Here is a 14,824-nt window from a genome sequence, read left to right as displayed (position 1 = left end):
CCGGGACCGGTCGTTCGGGCTCACAGCTCCCGGCGGAGGTACGTCCCGAGCGCGCCGCCGAGCGCGCCGGCGCCGACCAGGTACGCCGCGACCACGACGAAGAGGACGGCGGCGAAGACGGTCGACAGCGCGAAGAACGGGTCGGCCCCGATGAAGAGGAAGCCGACGACGACCCACGCGAACAGCGCGGCCGGAATCGCCGCCATCGCGCCCGCGAGCGCGCCGACCGTCGCGCCCTCCCCGAGGGTCCCCCGCTGGAGGTAACCCGCGACCGCGCCGCCGACGATGGCGGCGAACGGGAGCGCCGGCGCGGTCACCACGGTGACCACCGCGCCGACGACCGCGTTCAGCAGGGTGTTGGGCTCGTCGCGGGGCGGCCTGTCGGCGGACGAGGGGGCGCGGCTCGTCGACCGGGCGGTGCGTTGTCTCTCAGCCATACAGACTGTTCTCAGCGCGAGAACAAGTATGTTGGCCGTGCCGGCGGCTGTCGGGTCAGTGGTGTCCGTGCCGGAAGCAGGAGTGGTTCGAGAGCGTTCGATGCGCGTCAGCGAGACGACGGCCGTCTGCGGGTAGAGCAGCGCCCGCTTACACCGCCTCCGGGCCGCGCGCGCCGGTCCGGACCTGGACCGCGTCCTCGACCGGCAGCACGAATATCTTGCCGTCGCCGGGCTCGCCGGTGTCGGCGGCCTCGCGGATGGCCTCGACCACGTCGTCGGCCGGCACGTCGGCGACGACGCACTCGATCTTGACCTTCTGGTGGAGGTCGACCGTGTACTCCTCGCCGCGCCACTGGCCGGTCTTGGCCGGCTGGCTCCCGCGGCCCGAGACGTTCGTGACGGTGAGACTGGGCGCGCCGACCTCCGCGAGCGCGGTCTTGACGTCGCTCAGCCGGTCGGGCCGGATGACTGCGGTGACCATCTTGATCTCACCCGAGGGGACTTCGCCCCCGTCGGTCCGGACCGCGCTCCCCTCGGAGACGTCCGGGCCGCCGAACTCGGGGTAGGTGTCGACGCCGTGCTCGGAGATGTCGAGCCCCTCGCGCTCGTGCTCCTTGCTGACCCGGGCCTGGCCGAGCGCCTTCAGGACCCCGAAGACGAGCGCGGTCGCGGCCACGGTCCACGCCGCGATGACGGCGACGCCGGTCGCCTGGGCGACGAAGCTGACCTCGTAGCCCGGCACGGCGAAGAACGGGAACAGCAGCGCGCCGAGCACGCCCGCCGAGCCGTGGACCGGGAACACCGCGCAGACGTCGTCGATCTTGAGCCGCTTCTCGACGAACTCGAAGACGACCGGGAGCTGGCCGCCCGCGATGAGACCGATGGCGAGCGCGCCGACCCACGTGATGCCGTTGGTGTTGCTGGTGATGCCGACCAGGCCGGCGAGCATCCCGTTGGCGACGTAGAGGGTGTCGACCTTCCTGGTCTTGACCAGCGAGAGGGTGCCGGCGCCGATGGCGCCCGCGGCCATCCCGAGCGTGGTGGTCAGCGCGACCCGGCCCACCGTGTCGGCGAACGCGCCGAGCGCGAGCGAGCCGTTCTCGACCACGAAGACGCTCGCGGCCGTGCCGACGTTGAAGCCGTACCAGCCGAAGCAGAGGATGAGCGTCCCGAGCACCGCGAACGTCACCGAGTGGCCCGGGATGACGTTGACCGAGCCGTCGTCGTTGTAGCGGTCGACCCGCGGGCCGAGGATCCAGGCCGCGGTGAGCCCGGCGATGCCGCCCATGCCGTGGACGATGACGCCGCCCGCGAAGTCCTGGAAGCCCGGCCCGACGCCGGTGAGGAAGCCGCCGGCCCAGGTGAAGCCGACGACGACCGGGTAGATGACCGCCGACAGCAGGACGGTGTAGGTCACGTACGCCCGGAGCTTCGCCCGCCCCGCGACCGCACCGGAGACGATGGTCGCGGCGGTCATGGCGAACACCGCGCCGAACAGCCAGCCGATCCACGAGTCCGACCCGCCGTTGACGTAGGCGAACGGGTCGGCCGCCCCGCCGACTATCGACGAGATGCCCGCGCCCACCAGGAAGTAGACGACGACGCCCACGCTCCAGGTCAGCATGTTCTTGGTCAGCTGGTTGGCGACGTTCTTCGACCGGACCTGCCCCGCCTCCAGCATCGCGAAGCCCGCGTGCATGAAGAAGATGAGGAAGGTCACGGTCAGGACCCAGACGTTGTTGACCCCGTCGGCGATGGCGCCGGGGTCGACCTGCAGGGGAACGTCTAGCATTGCTCGCCCTCCGTGGACACTTCGACCAGGTCGTCTGGACGACTGTTCAGGAAAACCTCGAATTCTTCTTGGTTCGTGTGTTCGCTCACGATATACTGCCACGGCGACACAGTACATAAGCCTAAGTGTTGTCATTATCCAAAATAGAAGGGGTTGAATAGACGCTCGTCCGATTTACAATCGGATAATAGCGATATAAGGTTGTATTCCGTCCAGAAACCGGTCGTTCGACCACCCGATTTCCGACCGTTCGTCGGACGGGGTTGTCGAGGGTTCGCGACGCCGGTTCCCGCGGTGCGCGCGGGAGAACTCCCTTCGCCGACGGACCGGAGGCGGACCCTTTTCGGGGTCGGCGCCCTATCGGGGCGCATGACCGACGGCGAGTTCCGCAAGGTCGCGGTCGACGATTTGCCCGACGCCCCGAACCCCACCCGGCGCAAGAAGGAGGTCGACGAGGCGGTCGGCGCCACCGAGTTCGGCTTCAACGTGTTCGTCGCCGACCCCGGCCAGCAACTGCCCTGGGGCGAGCACCGCCACCCGGACCACGAGGAACTGCTGTACGTCCTCGCGGGCGAGATCCGCGTCGAGACCCCCGACGGTGACTACCGCGTCGAATCGGGGGAGGCGTTCTTCGTCCCGCCGGAGGCCCGCCAGCGCGCGGTCGCGGCGGGCGAGGAGCCCGCGCGAATCGTCGCGGTCGGGGCGCCCAAGGCGGCCGACGGCGCCATCATCGAGGAGGAGTGTCCGGAGTGCGGCGAGGAGACCGACCGCGACTACGAGGAGCGCGACGGCGGCGAGACGTACGTGCTCTCCTGCGCGTCCTGTGGCGCCGAACTCACCGAGATGACTGCGGGTCCGGAGTAACGGTGATTCGTAGCGCAGTCCGCTGGACGGGGGTTCAGGAGGCGACAGTTTTTCATGATTATCCATTGTATTCAGTTGGCGGCTATGATACCGCTGCAAGGATTGCCACTCGACCCACAGCAGTACCAACCAGCAATCGTCAGTGCCGTCACGACTGTCGTGTTGTTCATCGTCGTCTTCGCCGTCATTTACTGGCTCGGGAAATACTTCATGACCCGCGCCGTGCGTCGCGGCCTCGAACACCGCGACTTTGACGAATTACTCATCAATCTCGCGGTGACCATAACTGCCGCGATTACTGCTGTAGTGGCGGTCGCGCTGGCCGCAACGGTCGCTGGCTTCGGGGTCGTCCTCGCCGCGTTCGCAACCTTGGCCGGAGCGCTCGCGCTCGCCGTCGGCTTCGCCGCCCAAGACCTGCTCTCCAACTTCGTCGCGGGCATCTTCATCATTCAGGACGAACCATTCACCGTTGGCGATTGGATCGAATGGAGCGGCAACAGCGGTGTGGTTCGGGAAGTGAATCTCCGAACGACCAAGTTGGACACGTTCGACAACGAACTGGTGACGGTGCCGAACAGCGACCTCGCCAGCGCAGCAGTCCTGAACAACGTGGCCAACGACGAACGCCGGGTGGCCTGCGATTTCGGTATCGGATACGACGACGACATCGAACAGGCGCGGGAGGCCATCATCGACGAAGGGGCGCGCATCGGCGGGGTACTCGCTGACCCCGCGCCGTCGGCCCCGGTCACGGAGTTGGGTGACTCGGCGGTCGTGCTGTCGGGACGGGTCTGGATCGACCCGAACGAGAGTAGCTACGGCGCGATCCGCGCCCGGTTCGTCGAGGCGGTCAAAGAGCGGTTCGACGCCGAAGAGCTCGACATGCCGTACCCCAACACCGAACTCTCCGGCGGACTCGAAATCACGAACGTGGGTGAAATCGAAGCACCCTCCCACGACTGACTGCGAGACTCCGTCCAGTGCCGGGGGCGTCTCGTTCCCACTCGTTCGGCTCGCCTCATACGGCTGGCGTCGGTAACCGGCGGAGGAGGAGAGCGGTGATACACGACCCTTACGAACACACGCTCCGTACTAATCGTGACTTTCTCTACTTCGAACCGGTGGCGGAATTCTCTTGCCAACTACCGGTAACCCCGGCGGCCGTCGCTCGGACCGCCGGAGACGGCCGAGTTCTCTCAGAGCGCGTCGGCCACGTCCTCGGCGAAGTACGTCAGAATCAAATCCGCCCCGGCGCGCTTCATCGACACCAGCGACTCCAACGCGACCTCCTCCAAGTCCAGCCACCCGTTCTCGGCCGCGGCGTGGAGCATCGCGTACTCGCCCGAGACGTTGTACGCCGCGACCGGGTGGTCGAACTCCTCGCGGACGTCCCGCACCACGTCGAGGTACGGGAGCGCGGGCTTGACCATCAGCACGTCGGCGCCCTGCTCGACGTCGAGTCGGACCTCCCGCAGCGCCTCCCGGCGGTTCGCGGGATCCATCTGGTAGTGGCGCCGGTCGCCGAACGCGGGCGCGCCGTCGGCGGCGTCCCGGAACGGGCCGTAGAACGCCGACTCGAACTTGGCGGCGTAGCTCATGATGGGGACGTCCGAGAAACCGGCGTCGTCGAGGTCCTCGCGGATGGCCCCGACCATCCCGTCCATCGCCGCCGAGGGCGCGACCATGTCGGCCCCGGCCTCGGCGTGGGAGACGGCAGTCCGGGCCAGCAGGTCGAGCGTCTCGTCGTTCCGGACCGTGAGGCGGGGGTCGGATTCGGGGCCCGCGCCGTCCTCGAGCACCCCGCAGTGGCCGTGGCTCGTGTACTCGCAGAGGCAGACGTCGGTGATGACGTAGGCGTCGGTCTCCGCGGAGATCCGGCGGACCGCCTCCTGCACCACGCCGTCCTCGGCCCACGCCCGGGTGCCGCGCTCGTCCTTCGATTCGGGGATGCCGAAGACCATGACCGCCTCGACGCCGGTCTCGCGCACCTCCTCGACCCGGGCGACCGCGTCGTCGACCGGGACGCGGTCGTGGCCGGGCATCGACTCGATGGGGACGCGCTCGTCGGTCGTCGCGTCGACGAAGACGGGCGCGATGAGGTCCGAGGCGTCCACGTCGGTCTCGCTGACCATCCCGCGGATGCCGTCCCGCCGGAGCCGGCGGGGCCGGTCGGTGAGATTCATGTCCGGATGTTGCGGCGCAGGTGTCAAAACCGCGTCGCTCGCGGAACGCTCGGGAATCTCTCGGAATCCTTCTCCCGGCGGGCGCTCATCCGGGCGGAACTGGAAGGGCCGCGAGCGGCGGGGGCTTTCTACACCGTTTTCGCCACATCTCGGTCACTACCGTCGATTCCTTCGGGACAACCCCCCGCAAACGCATCGCTGAGTCGGGGTCACAACGCCTTTAGTCACCCCTGTCGATACGACAGTCACGAATGCTGTCCCCGTTCGCCCTCGTCGCCGACGCGCCGATAGCCCTCGGAGCGGCCCTGCTCGCGTGCATTCCGTTCGTCGCCGGCGTCCTGCTGTCGAACGCGACCGAACCCGGCGCTATCCGGCAGTTCTTCGCCGACAACGGACTCCTGCTGCTCGCGGTCGGCGTCGTCCTCGCGGCGGTCGTCGGCGTCGGCCTGTTCTTCGTCGGGAACGAGGAGCTCGCCAGGCAGTGGCTCGACCAGTACGGCCTGCTCGCGCTCTTCCTCATCCTGATCCTGGAGGGCGCGATGCTGCTGTACTTCGCGCCGAGCGAGAGCCTCGTCCCGCTGGGCGTCACCCTGCTCGCGGAGTCGGCGACCGACTACGCCTCCATCGCGGCGGTCATCGGCGTCGCGGTGGTCGGCGCGACCATCGGCCAGTACGCGCTGTTCCTGCTGGCCAAGCGCGGCGGCCGGGAGTACCTGCTGGAGAAGCGGTGGTTCCGCATCGACGAGGGCCAGCTCGACCGCTTCGACGGCTGGTTCCAGAAGTGGGGCCGGGTCGTCGTCCCGGTGAGCAACGCGCTGCTGTTCACCCGCGGGATGCTCACGGTGCCCGCCGGCTTCGCGGAGATGAACGACGGGGAGTTCATCGTCCTCTCGGCGCTCGGCACCCTGATCTTCCAGACGTGGCTCGCGGCCGCCGCGCTGTACGCGCTCGAACTCGGACTCTTCGGGTTCCTCTGAGTCCGGGTCTGGGAGGTTCGGGATTTAGCTCGGAGGCCGACACAACTCGACTCGCTATCGAAACGCGTTTCTCCGCGAACTGGTATGCGTCAGACCTAACAAGCAGCGGTACGTAACCCAGATTGCGCTCGCGTGCCGACCTCATCGCGTGCCATGCAATGAACGTCACGCGAGCGCATCTCTGCCGCGATGGGTGCGGCAGTCTTTTTCGAGAACCCGGTCACTCCGGTAGCCACTCCCGAAGCTTCGGCGCCGTCGAGAAGACGAGCAGCGAGAGGAGTCAGTCCGCCGCGACCTCGACGCGCTCCTTCGCGCCGATGGCCTCGACCAGTAGCTCCGAGACGTCCACGATGTCGATGTCGTCCTCGTAGCCGCCGGTCTTGCGGCCGTCCTCGTACATCGTCATGCACATCGGGCAGGCCACGACGAACTTCTCGACCCGGCTGCCGGCGTCGGTGTCGTTGAGGGCTTCGCGCAGCCGCTCCTCGCTCGGCTTGGGGTCCTCGTCGAAGTCCATCCAGAGGCCGCCCCCGCCGCCGCCGCAGCAGAAGGAGTTGTCGCGGTTGCGCGGCATCTCGTCGAGCTCGCAGCCCGTCGCCCTCACGATCTCGCGCGGGGCCTCGTACTCGTCGTTGTACCGGCCGAGGTGGCACGGGTCGTGGTAGGTGACGGTGTAGTCGAGCTCCGACCCCGTCAGGCCGAGTTCGGTGAACAGTTCCTCGACGACCTGGGTGTAGTGGAACACGTCGTCCTCCGTCCACTCGCAGGCGTCGAACTCCGGATACTCGTTCTTGAAGGTGTTGTAGCTGTGGGGGTCGGTGCAGACGATCTTGTCGTACTCGCAGTCCTGGATGGCGGCGGCGTTGTCCTCCACGAGCATCTCGTAGAGGCCCTCCTCGCCGACGCGGCGCACGTCGTTGCCGTCGGCCTGTTCGTCCTCGTAGAGGATGCCGTAGTCGACGCCCGACTTCTCCAAGATGGTCGCCAGCGACCGCGCCACCTTCCGATTTCGCTCGTCGAAGCTGGGGTAGTCGCCGACGTACCAGAGGTACTCGACCGGCTCGTCGCGGGCGTCCGGAATCTCGAAGTCCAACTCGTCGGCCCACTCGGGCCGCTTGCGCTCGGGCTCGCCGAACGTGTTGCCGTTCTGGAACACGTTCATCATCGTGTCCTGGACGTTCGGGTCCATCTGGCCCGACTCGGTCAGCCGGCGGTTCATCTGAGTGAACTGCTCGACGTGCTCGATCTCGACCGGGCAGGCGTCCATGCAGGCCATGCAGGACATGCACGCCTCCATGGTCTCGCTCGCGACGACCGAGTCGGCGGTCGCGGTACCCCCGTCGGCCACCGCCTCGGTCACGCCCTCCGGCGAGTACGTCTGGTCGGTCGTGGTGTCGGTGATGATGGGGATGTCCTCGACCCGGCCGGCGTCCCGGTCCTCGCGGTACCGCTTCAGGTCGAGGATGACGTCCCGCGGGTCGAGCGGCCGGTCGGAGGCCTTCGCGGGGCAGACCGACGAGCAGCGCCCGCACTTGGTGCAGGCGTCGTGGTCGAGCAGTTCCTTCCACGAGAAGTCCTCGATGGAGCCGTGGCCGATCTCCTCGGGGCTGGCGTCGTCGGGGACGCCCGGCAGGCGCTTGCCCGCCTTCTCGTCGCGGGTGACGACGTTGGCGAACGACGAGATCATGTGGAACGGCTTGGCGTACGGCACCGAGGCGACGAACGCCAGCGCCAGGACGGCGTGGGACCACCAGACCACGGGGTAGGCCGCGGTCGCCATTTCGGGGGTGACGCCGACCGCCCGCATCACGTCGTAGACGAACCAGCCGACGAAGCTGACCGTCTCGAACGAGACGTTTCGCGTGGCGCTCGTCCCGAGGATGCGGACGCCCTCGGTGAGGTAGCCGCCGACGCCCAGCAGGAACAGCGTCCAGACGAACAGGTCGTCCTCGACCGAGGTGTGGCGGCCCCAGAGCCGGCGGTTCTGGACCCAGTAGCGCCGGTAGATGGCCATGCCGACCCCGACGACGAACAGCAGGCCCATCGCGTCCATCACCAGCGAGTACGAGAGGTAGAACGCCCCCTCGAAGAACGACTCCTGGCCGAGCGCCTTCGTCCAGATATCCATGTCGATGGCCAGGATGGTCGTCCCGATGAGCAGGGTCAGGAAGCCCCAGAAGATGAACGCGTGCATCAGTCCCGCGTAGAGGTCCCGGTCGAACTGCTTCTGGTTCGAGAAGACGATCTTCGTCGCCGAGGCGACCCGGCCCGACAGGTCGTCGAGGCGGTCGAACCACGACTCGGTCCCCGTCGCGTACGTGGCGAACCGCTCGTAGAGCCCGAACAGGAAGATGGCTATCGCCACCGCCGAGAGGTAGTAGAAGATGGCCTCGCCGATGTGGCCGATCTGCCAGAACGTCGGCCGGGTCGTCTCGGCCCCCGCCTGCGCCAGCACGAATCTTGCCATGTTCTACACGGGGAACACGATTCGCTTAAGTTTTACCGACTCAGGCCGTCCCCCCGCGAGAAAACGGACGCGGAGTTTATAGTTCTCCGTTCAGAGCCGCGCCACCTCGGCGACGACCGCGCCGGCCCGTCTCCGAGCGTCAGATTCGGTTCCGGAACTCACGCGACTGCCCACGCCAGCAGCGCGAGCCCGGCCGCCAGCGCGGGCAGGTCGGACCGCGAGAACGACAGCGGCGGCAGCGTCGGGTTCCACGAGAAACACCGGGCCCGGAGCGCCAGCGCGAACCGGTCGGCCCGCGAGAGCGCCCGCGCCAGCCCCGCGACCCCCACGAGCCGCATCCGACTCGTGAGCGCCCGCTGGTCGCCCAGTCGAGCGGCCGAGGCGTCGCGGATCCGCCGGAGGTCGGCCTGCAGTACCGGCAGGAACCGGAAGACGAAGCCGACGCCGGTGCCGAGCAGCCGGCCGGCCCTGCCCGGAACGAGGTGCTGGATGGCGGCCCGCGAGTCTCTAATGGGGGTCGTCCGCAGGTAGGCGGCGCTCACGAGCAGGACCAGGACGACCCGGTAGCTGGCGAGCGCGGTGTCGAACCCCGGCTCCCACCGGACCCACGGCGGCCCCAGCGTCAGCGCCGAGAGGACGGGGCCGGCGACCAGGAACGGGAAGACGAACCGGTACTCGACGAGCGCCCGGCGAGCCGACAGCCCGGAGCTCCGGAGTACTCCGACCGTCACCGCCGTCAGCGCCGCTAGCCCCGCCGGCGTGGTGTGTGCGAACGCCGCGACCGCGAACGCGACCTGGAAGCCCAGCTTCGTCCGGGGGTCGAGCCGGTGGGCGAACGAGTCGCCCGGCCGGTAGCTGAGCGTCACGGTCGCTCGGTCGCCCTCCGCGGCGGCACTCGTATCCCGAGGTCGGGCAGACGATCGCGGGCCTCGTCGGGCGTCCCGTCCGCGGCCACTCGCCCGTCGGCGAGCGCGACGACCCTGTCCGCGAGGTCGACGGCGTCCCGGAGGTCGTGCGTGACGAGGACGACGCCGGTGCCGGACTCCCCGAGCGCCCGCAACTGGTCGACCACCGACTCGCGCGCGGGCGCGTCGAGCCCGGTGAACGGTTCGTCCAGCACGAGGTGGTCGGGCTCCATTGCCAGCGCCCCCGCGATGGCCACCCGCTCGCGCTCGCCGCCCGAGAGCTCGTCGATGCGCTCCTCGCGCCGGTCGGCCATGTTCACCGCGGCCAGCGCCGCCTCGACCCGGCGGTCGATCTCGTCGTGGGCCAGCCCCAGGTTCTCGGGACCGAACGCCACGTCGGCGCCCACCGTGGCCGCGACGAAGCCGTCGCGGGGCTGCTGGAACACCATCCCGACCTTCGTACGGGCGGCCACCAGGTCCTCGCCGACCGGAGTATCGTCGACCAGAACGTCACCCTCGTCGGGGGCGAGCAGGCCGTTGAAGTGCCGGACCAGCGTGGACTTGCCCGATCCGTTGGGGCCGGCCAGCAGGACGAACTCGGCGTCGGCGATCGACAGCGAGACGCCGTCGACCGCCGCCGGGCCGTCGTCGCCGTACCGGTGGACCAGGTTGCGGGTCTCTATCATCTGGGATCGTCCGAGGATCGCTACGCGGCGGCGATCTGGTCGCTCCGGACCACGCCCACCGCGGCCGCGATCTTGAACGCCTCGGCAGGGATGAACGCGGCCGCGCCGGCGACGAACGCCGTCCGGAGCGACATGTCGAGCACCAGCGCGAGACCGACCACGCCGAAGGCGTAGATGACCGCGGTCCCGACGACCATCGCGGCGACGAGCCGGACGAGGCTCCGCTCGGCGGGGTCCCGAATCCGCAGGCCGCCGTGGACGACGGCGCCGACGGCGGACGCCGCGATCGGGTACGACCAGAGGTAGCCGCTCGTGGGCTGCACCCAGAGCACCGCGACTCCGGCCGAGCCGCCCGAGAAGACCGGTGCACCCACCGCTCCGGCGGCGAGGTACAGGACCATGGACGCGCCGCCCCAGACCGGTCCGAGCAGGAGTCCGGCGAGGAAGACGCCGAGCACCTGCAGTGTCACGGGCGCCGGCGAGATGGGGTTCGGGAACGAGACGTAGGCGAACGCCCCGGTCAGCGCGGCCAGCAGCGCCGCGCGCGCGACGTTCCCCGCGGTCTCTTCGCCGACCAGTTCGACTGAGGCAGTGTCCGTACTCATACTCGACCGTGCTCCGTCAACCGGAATGAAAGGTTCGGTTGACGAAGCTCGCGCCGCCTTCGGACCGCCGCCACCTTTTTATATAAGGGTGACGAGGCACCCACACCATAGGAGAATGGACGAGAAGACAGAGGAACTACGTGACATCTTCATGGATGTCACCGACGAATCGACCGTCACCGAACGCCAGGAGGAGACTCACGGCTCGCTGAGTTCGGAGACGGCGGTCGAGGAGCGCCTCCAGGAGGTTGTCGCGCGCATGCGCGACCGCTACGACTTCGGCACCTCGCTCTCGGACGAGGAACTCGTGACCGTCGTCCGGGGGTACTACGCCGGCGATTCGGACGCCGAGATCGCCCGGGAGCTCGGCGACTCGTCGCTCGGCAAGACCGTCTCGCGCGCCCGCATCGACCTGCATCTCATCCGCGACGCTGACGAGGACGCGCCGTTCGACATGGACGACCTCCGCGACCTGCTCGACGACGACGCGTCGACCACCGAGTGCGCCGGACAACTCGACGTGAGCGAGTCGACGGTGCGGCGCTATCGCCGGGTCCTCGAGGCCCAGCAGCAGCGCCGCACCGTCAACGACCAGTTCCGCAACGAGTTCGAGAACGTCCTCCAGGACCGCGAGCTCTCCGACCGCATGACCGAGGGCGTCCAGGAGGACGGCCTCGACGACGCGACCGAGGGGATGGAGACGAACGTTTCCTTCTGAAACGACCTTTTCCAGCGCTCGCGGCCTGAACGCCGCTCGCTTGCAAAAACTCGGCCAAAAACACGGCGTCACCCCCTCAGTCGCTTCGCCCCTTCGAGGGTTCCTTGGTCCGCTCGCTCGTCGCTGCGCTCCTCGCTCGCGGAGAACCGCGCTCGCTTCGTCGTGCCGAAGGCGCGACTGCTCGGAAGAGCGAGGCTCTTCCGGCGCTCGCGCGGATGCTCGTTCCGGGGTCCTCCTTGGAGGTGCTCTTGACGGGTGATTACTCGCCGGCTCTCGGTGCTGACCTTTATACCGGAGAACGGGACGAACCCTTCCCGTGTCGAAGATTCCCTTCAGCGAACTCGAGACCGCGGCGTACTGCCCGCGGAAGCTCTACTACCGGCGGCGCGACGGGGTCGACGTACCCGAGCGGGTGGCCGAGCGCCGCGATCTCGCGTTCCGGTACGGCGACCTGCTGGAGGGTCCCGCCGAGAGCCTCGTCGACCTCCCGCTGGCGGTCGGACCGGCCGAGTTCCGGGCGAACCTCGATCGCGCACGACGGCGGTTCGAGGCGGCGTGGTTCGCGATTCGGGACCCGAGCGAGCGCGACCGGCTGGCCGAGGGCCGGGAGTGCCGGGGCGTCGTCCACAAGGTGCTCTCGGACGACGCGGTCGGTCTCGCGCCGGCGATGGTCTTCGCGGGCGACCCGCCCGAGCAGGGCGTCTGGGAGCCCCAGGCGGTCCGGACCGTCGCGGCCGCCAAGGCGCTGTCGTGGGAGGCCGAGCGGTCGGTCGACCGCGCCTTCGTCGAGTACCCCGCTCACGGAGCGGTTCGGGAGATAGAGCTCACGACCCGCCGGAAGGCCGCCTACCGCTCGGCCGTCGAGGCGGTCCGGTCGCTCGACGGCCCGCCGCCGCGGCTCCGGGGCGACGCGAAGTGCGACGCCTGCGAGTACCGCTCGGAGTGCGGGGTCCGGACGCGCTCGCTCAAGTCGCTGCTCGGGCTGTGATCCGGTCTCACCGACCGTCTCCGACCGGACCGTCGCTCCGGGCCCGAACCTCGAGCAGGCCGTCGTCCCGCACCGTCACCTCGTAGTCGCCGATGGAGAACGTGACGCGGAGTCGCTCGCTGCGCTCGGCGGTGACCTCGTAGAGGCGGTCGAGCGCGTCGCCGTCGACGCTGTCGTACAGCCGCAGGTCGAGTTCGTCGGGGTCGACGTTCTCGACCGCGGCGAGCGCCTCGACGACGGCGTCGCTCAACGGCCCGTCGCGGTCCCGGTCGTGGTTCGCCCGGTACAGCGGCTCCGCCGCGGTGTTCTTTGCTGTGGTTGCCATTGGTCGTCCCTATTCACACCGTAACGCTCCGGTCCCTTTGTTACGACCCGCCTGACGCCGCTCGGTCGCGAGCCCGCCGATACGGCAGTCAATGTCAGCGTCGTGGTAATCACCGCTTACGCTCGGTGGCAGCCTCTCGGTTCCGCGACTCGGCGCGCCGGCCCTCCCCGATATCGGTGCGACCGCCGCGAGGAACATGTCGACCGAGCGCGCGGGACCGCCCCCGACGAAACCGCGGCGCCCATCCGCCGAGGCGGACCGCAGTATCGCCCGACAGGTCGGCGGTCACTCGGCCAGCCACGCCGCCACGTCGTCGGCGTTCGGGCCCCGGCGGTGGATGTCGCCGGTCTCGACGTTCACCACGGTGCTGCCGGTGTCGCCGGTCTCGTCATCGTCGGACTCCGTCTGACGTGCTGCCGACCGTGGCTCGGCAACCCCGTCGAGCACGACCGCGGCGGCGTCCCGTATCTCCTCGTCGAGGTCGGCGACCCGGGTCGCGCTCGGCCGCCCGCTGACGTTCGCGCTCGTCGCCGTGACCGGCGCGACTTCCTCCAGCAGGCCGAGCGCGACCTCGTGGTCCGGGACGCGGACCCCCACGCGCTCGCGACCGCCGGTCAGCGCGTCGGGGACCGCCTCGCGCTTCTCGCAGAGCACCGTCACCGGGCCGGGCAGGAACTCGCGCATGAACCGCCGCTCGCGCTCGGTGGCCCGGACGTACTCCAGCGCGGCGTCGACGTCCGGCACGGCCAGCGACACCGGCTTGTCGCGGGACCGTCGCTTCGCCTCGAACACTCGCTCGACGGCCGCCTCGCTCAGCGCGTCGGCGCCCAGTCCGTACACCGTCTCGGTCGGGTAGACCGCGAGGTCGCCCTCCCGAATCGCGGTCGCGGCCCGCTCGATGTCCGCCTGGTTCATCGGGCGGAGGTACGCGCTTCGGAGGAAAATGCGCGTCGATTACGCCGCTTCGAGCGCGTCCTCGACCTCGTCGTAGTCGGGGAAGTCGGGCCACTCCTCGGCGACCCAGGCGTACTCGACGGTGCGGTCCTCGTCGAGCAGGAACACCGCGGGCCGGGGCTCGCTCACCCCCGCCATCCCGTCGAGGTCGTTGACGATGCCGTACTCCTCGGCGACGCCGTTCTGCGGGTCCGAGAACAACCGGTAGTCCATCCCGCGCTCCTCGATGAGCTGCTTGTGGGCGTACGGGTCCGAGATGGAGAGGCCGACGACGGTGACATCTTCGTCGCGTCCCCATCCTCTATCTCGAATCTCGTTCCAGACGTACGTCGCGGGGAACGCCCCGTCCATCGGGAAGAACACGAGCAGCACCGGTCCCTCGTCGGTCAGGTCCGACAGCGAGGCGTCCTCCCAGTACTCCTCGTCGACCAGCGGTCGGGTGAAGTCCGGCGCGGTGTCGCCCTCGGCGACGTGGTCGGTCTCGGGGAGTTCGACGACGTCGAAGTCCGGCATCAGCGCTCGCCTCCCTCGTCGGCCGGCGCGCGGCCGCCGTCCGTCCGGGTCACGTCGCCGTAGGTGTTCTCGATGTAGTCGACGATGTTGGCGCTCTCGCTCATCGTGACGCCGGTGTTCTCGTCGACGATGGCCGGGACGGTGCGCTTGCCCGAGATGCGCTTGACCGCGTCGCGGTCGCTGTGCATCGGCTCGACGAACCGCGACCGGTAGTCGAGGTCGTGGTCCCGCAGCGTCCGGACGACGCGCTCGCAGTACGGACACGCCTGCAGGCGGTACAGCGTGATGGCAGGTCCGCCGGTCGCTGACTGGCTCATGGGCGTCTGTTGGCGCGAAAGCGCCGTAAGGTCTTCGCTCGCGGCAGTCCCGCGCGCTGCACGACAGCGACGCGTCACGTCCGAGGAAAAGAA

General features: G+C 69.0%; 16 protein-coding genes. 5 read left to right on the top strand and 11 right to left on the bottom strand.

What is annotated here, in order from left to right; genetic code table 11:
- Positions 1–20 precede the first annotated feature (20 nt).
- Both DVR07_RS15850 and DVR07_RS22545 read right to left on the bottom strand, forming a co-directional pair.
- Positions 21–437: a DUF5518 domain-containing protein gene (locus tag DVR07_RS15850; protein WP_162829603.1), complete on the bottom strand. Its 417-nt coding sequence runs from the start codon at positions 435–437 to the stop codon at positions 21–23.
- Positions 438–585: 148 nt separating this feature from the next.
- Positions 586–2,229: an ammonium transporter gene (locus tag DVR07_RS22545; protein ID WP_115798235.1), complete on the bottom strand. Its 1,644-nt coding sequence runs from the start codon at positions 2,227–2,229 to the stop codon at positions 586–588.
- 369 nt (positions 2,230–2,598) lie between these two features.
- Between DVR07_RS22545 and DVR07_RS15840 the strand changes: the two genes are divergently transcribed.
- Both DVR07_RS15840 and DVR07_RS15835 read left to right on the top strand, forming a co-directional pair.
- Positions 2,599–3,093, top strand: a complete 495-nt coding sequence (locus tag DVR07_RS15840; protein ID WP_115798234.1) for a cupin domain-containing protein — start codon at positions 2,599–2,601, stop codon at positions 3,091–3,093.
- Between the two features lie 84 nt (positions 3,094–3,177).
- Entirely contained in the window at positions 3,178–4,056 is an 879-nt protein-coding gene (locus DVR07_RS15835) for a mechanosensitive ion channel family protein (protein ID WP_115798360.1), read from the top strand.
- A 233-nt stretch (positions 4,057–4,289) separates the two neighbouring features.
- Here the strand turns inward: DVR07_RS15835 and hemB are convergent, their stop codons facing one another.
- On the bottom strand, positions 4,290–5,276 hold the full coding sequence (hemB, locus tag DVR07_RS15830) for a porphobilinogen synthase (RefSeq protein ID WP_115798233.1): 987 nt from the start codon (positions 5,274–5,276) through the stop codon (positions 4,290–4,292).
- 251 nt (positions 5,277–5,527) lie between these two features.
- Here hemB and DVR07_RS15825 point away from each other — a divergent pair, with 251 nt between their 5' ends.
- On the top strand, positions 5,528–6,253 hold the full coding sequence (locus DVR07_RS15825) for a DedA family protein (RefSeq protein WP_115798232.1): 726 nt from the start codon (positions 5,528–5,530) through the stop codon (positions 6,251–6,253).
- Positions 6,254–6,533: 280 nt separating this feature from the next.
- On the opposite strand, the gene DVR07_RS15820 is transcribed toward DVR07_RS15825, so the two are convergent.
- The 4 genes from DVR07_RS15820 to DVR07_RS15805 all read right to left on the bottom strand — a co-directional run bounded on the left by DVR07_RS15820 (position 6,534) and on the right by DVR07_RS15805 (position 10,916).
- Entirely contained in the window at positions 6,534–8,720 is a 2,187-nt protein-coding gene (locus DVR07_RS15820; RefSeq protein WP_115798231.1) for a heterodisulfide reductase-related iron-sulfur binding cluster, read from the bottom strand.
- Between the two features lie 158 nt (positions 8,721–8,878).
- The gene (locus tag DVR07_RS15815) at positions 8,879–9,586 is read right to left on the bottom strand and encodes an energy-coupling factor transporter transmembrane component T family protein (RefSeq protein ID WP_115798230.1); all 708 of its coding nucleotides are present in this window, start codon (positions 9,584–9,586) and stop codon (positions 8,879–8,881) included.
- Positions 9,583–10,311 (bottom strand): energy-coupling factor ABC transporter ATP-binding protein, encoded by a 729-nt coding sequence (locus tag DVR07_RS15810; protein WP_115798229.1) that lies wholly within the window; start codon positions 10,309–10,311, stop codon positions 9,583–9,585. Before DVR07_RS15810 ends, DVR07_RS15815 begins: the two co-directional genes overlap by 4 nt.
- 20 nt (positions 10,312–10,331) lie before the next feature.
- Positions 10,332–10,916, bottom strand: a complete 585-nt coding sequence (locus tag DVR07_RS15805) for a biotin transporter BioY (RefSeq protein WP_115798228.1) — start codon at positions 10,914–10,916, stop codon at positions 10,332–10,334.
- A 115-nt stretch (positions 10,917–11,031) separates the two neighbouring features.
- On the opposite strand from DVR07_RS15805, the gene DVR07_RS15800 reads away from it, so the two are divergent.
- Both DVR07_RS15800 and DVR07_RS15795 read left to right on the top strand, forming a co-directional pair.
- Positions 11,032–11,634, top strand: a complete 603-nt coding sequence (locus DVR07_RS15800; RefSeq protein WP_115798227.1) for a conditioned medium-induced protein 4 — start codon at positions 11,032–11,034, stop codon at positions 11,632–11,634.
- 316 nt (positions 11,635–11,950) lie between these two features.
- A complete protein-coding gene (locus DVR07_RS15795) occupies positions 11,951–12,622 on the top strand; it encodes a CRISPR-associated protein Cas4 (RefSeq protein ID WP_115798226.1) in 672 nt (223 codons plus the stop codon).
- A gap of 7 nt (positions 12,623–12,629) precedes the next feature.
- Here the strand turns inward: DVR07_RS15795 and DVR07_RS15790 are convergent, their stop codons facing one another.
- The 4 genes from DVR07_RS15790 to DVR07_RS15775 all read right to left on the bottom strand — a co-directional run bounded on the left by DVR07_RS15790 (position 12,630) and on the right by DVR07_RS15775 (position 14,731).
- Positions 12,630–12,947: a HalOD1 output domain-containing protein gene (locus DVR07_RS15790; RefSeq protein WP_115798225.1), complete on the bottom strand. Its 318-nt coding sequence runs from the start codon at positions 12,945–12,947 to the stop codon at positions 12,630–12,632.
- Positions 12,948–13,232: 285 nt separating this feature from the next.
- Complete coding sequence (locus DVR07_RS15785) at positions 13,233–13,862, bottom strand: L-threonylcarbamoyladenylate synthase (protein WP_115798224.1); 630 nt, start codon at positions 13,860–13,862, stop codon at positions 13,233–13,235.
- 39 nt (positions 13,863–13,901) lie between these two features.
- The gene (locus DVR07_RS15780) at positions 13,902–14,414 is read right to left on the bottom strand and encodes a redoxin domain-containing protein (protein WP_115798223.1); all 513 of its coding nucleotides are present in this window, start codon (positions 14,412–14,414) and stop codon (positions 13,902–13,904) included.
- Entirely contained in the window at positions 14,414–14,731 is a 318-nt protein-coding gene (locus tag DVR07_RS15775; protein ID WP_115798222.1) for a glutaredoxin family protein, read from the bottom strand. The genes DVR07_RS15780 and DVR07_RS15775 overlap by 1 nt, the downstream gene beginning before the upstream one ends.
- Positions 14,732–14,824: the final 93 nt, after the last annotated feature.

Origin of the sequence: Halorussus rarus, assembly GCF_003369835.1 — an archaeon.
GTDB classification, from domain to species: domain Archaea; phylum Halobacteriota; class Halobacteria; order Halobacteriales; family Haladaptataceae; genus Halorussus; species Halorussus rarus.
Note: the sequence above shows the minus strand (reverse complement) of the source record. Positions and strands in the feature narration are given on the sequence as shown.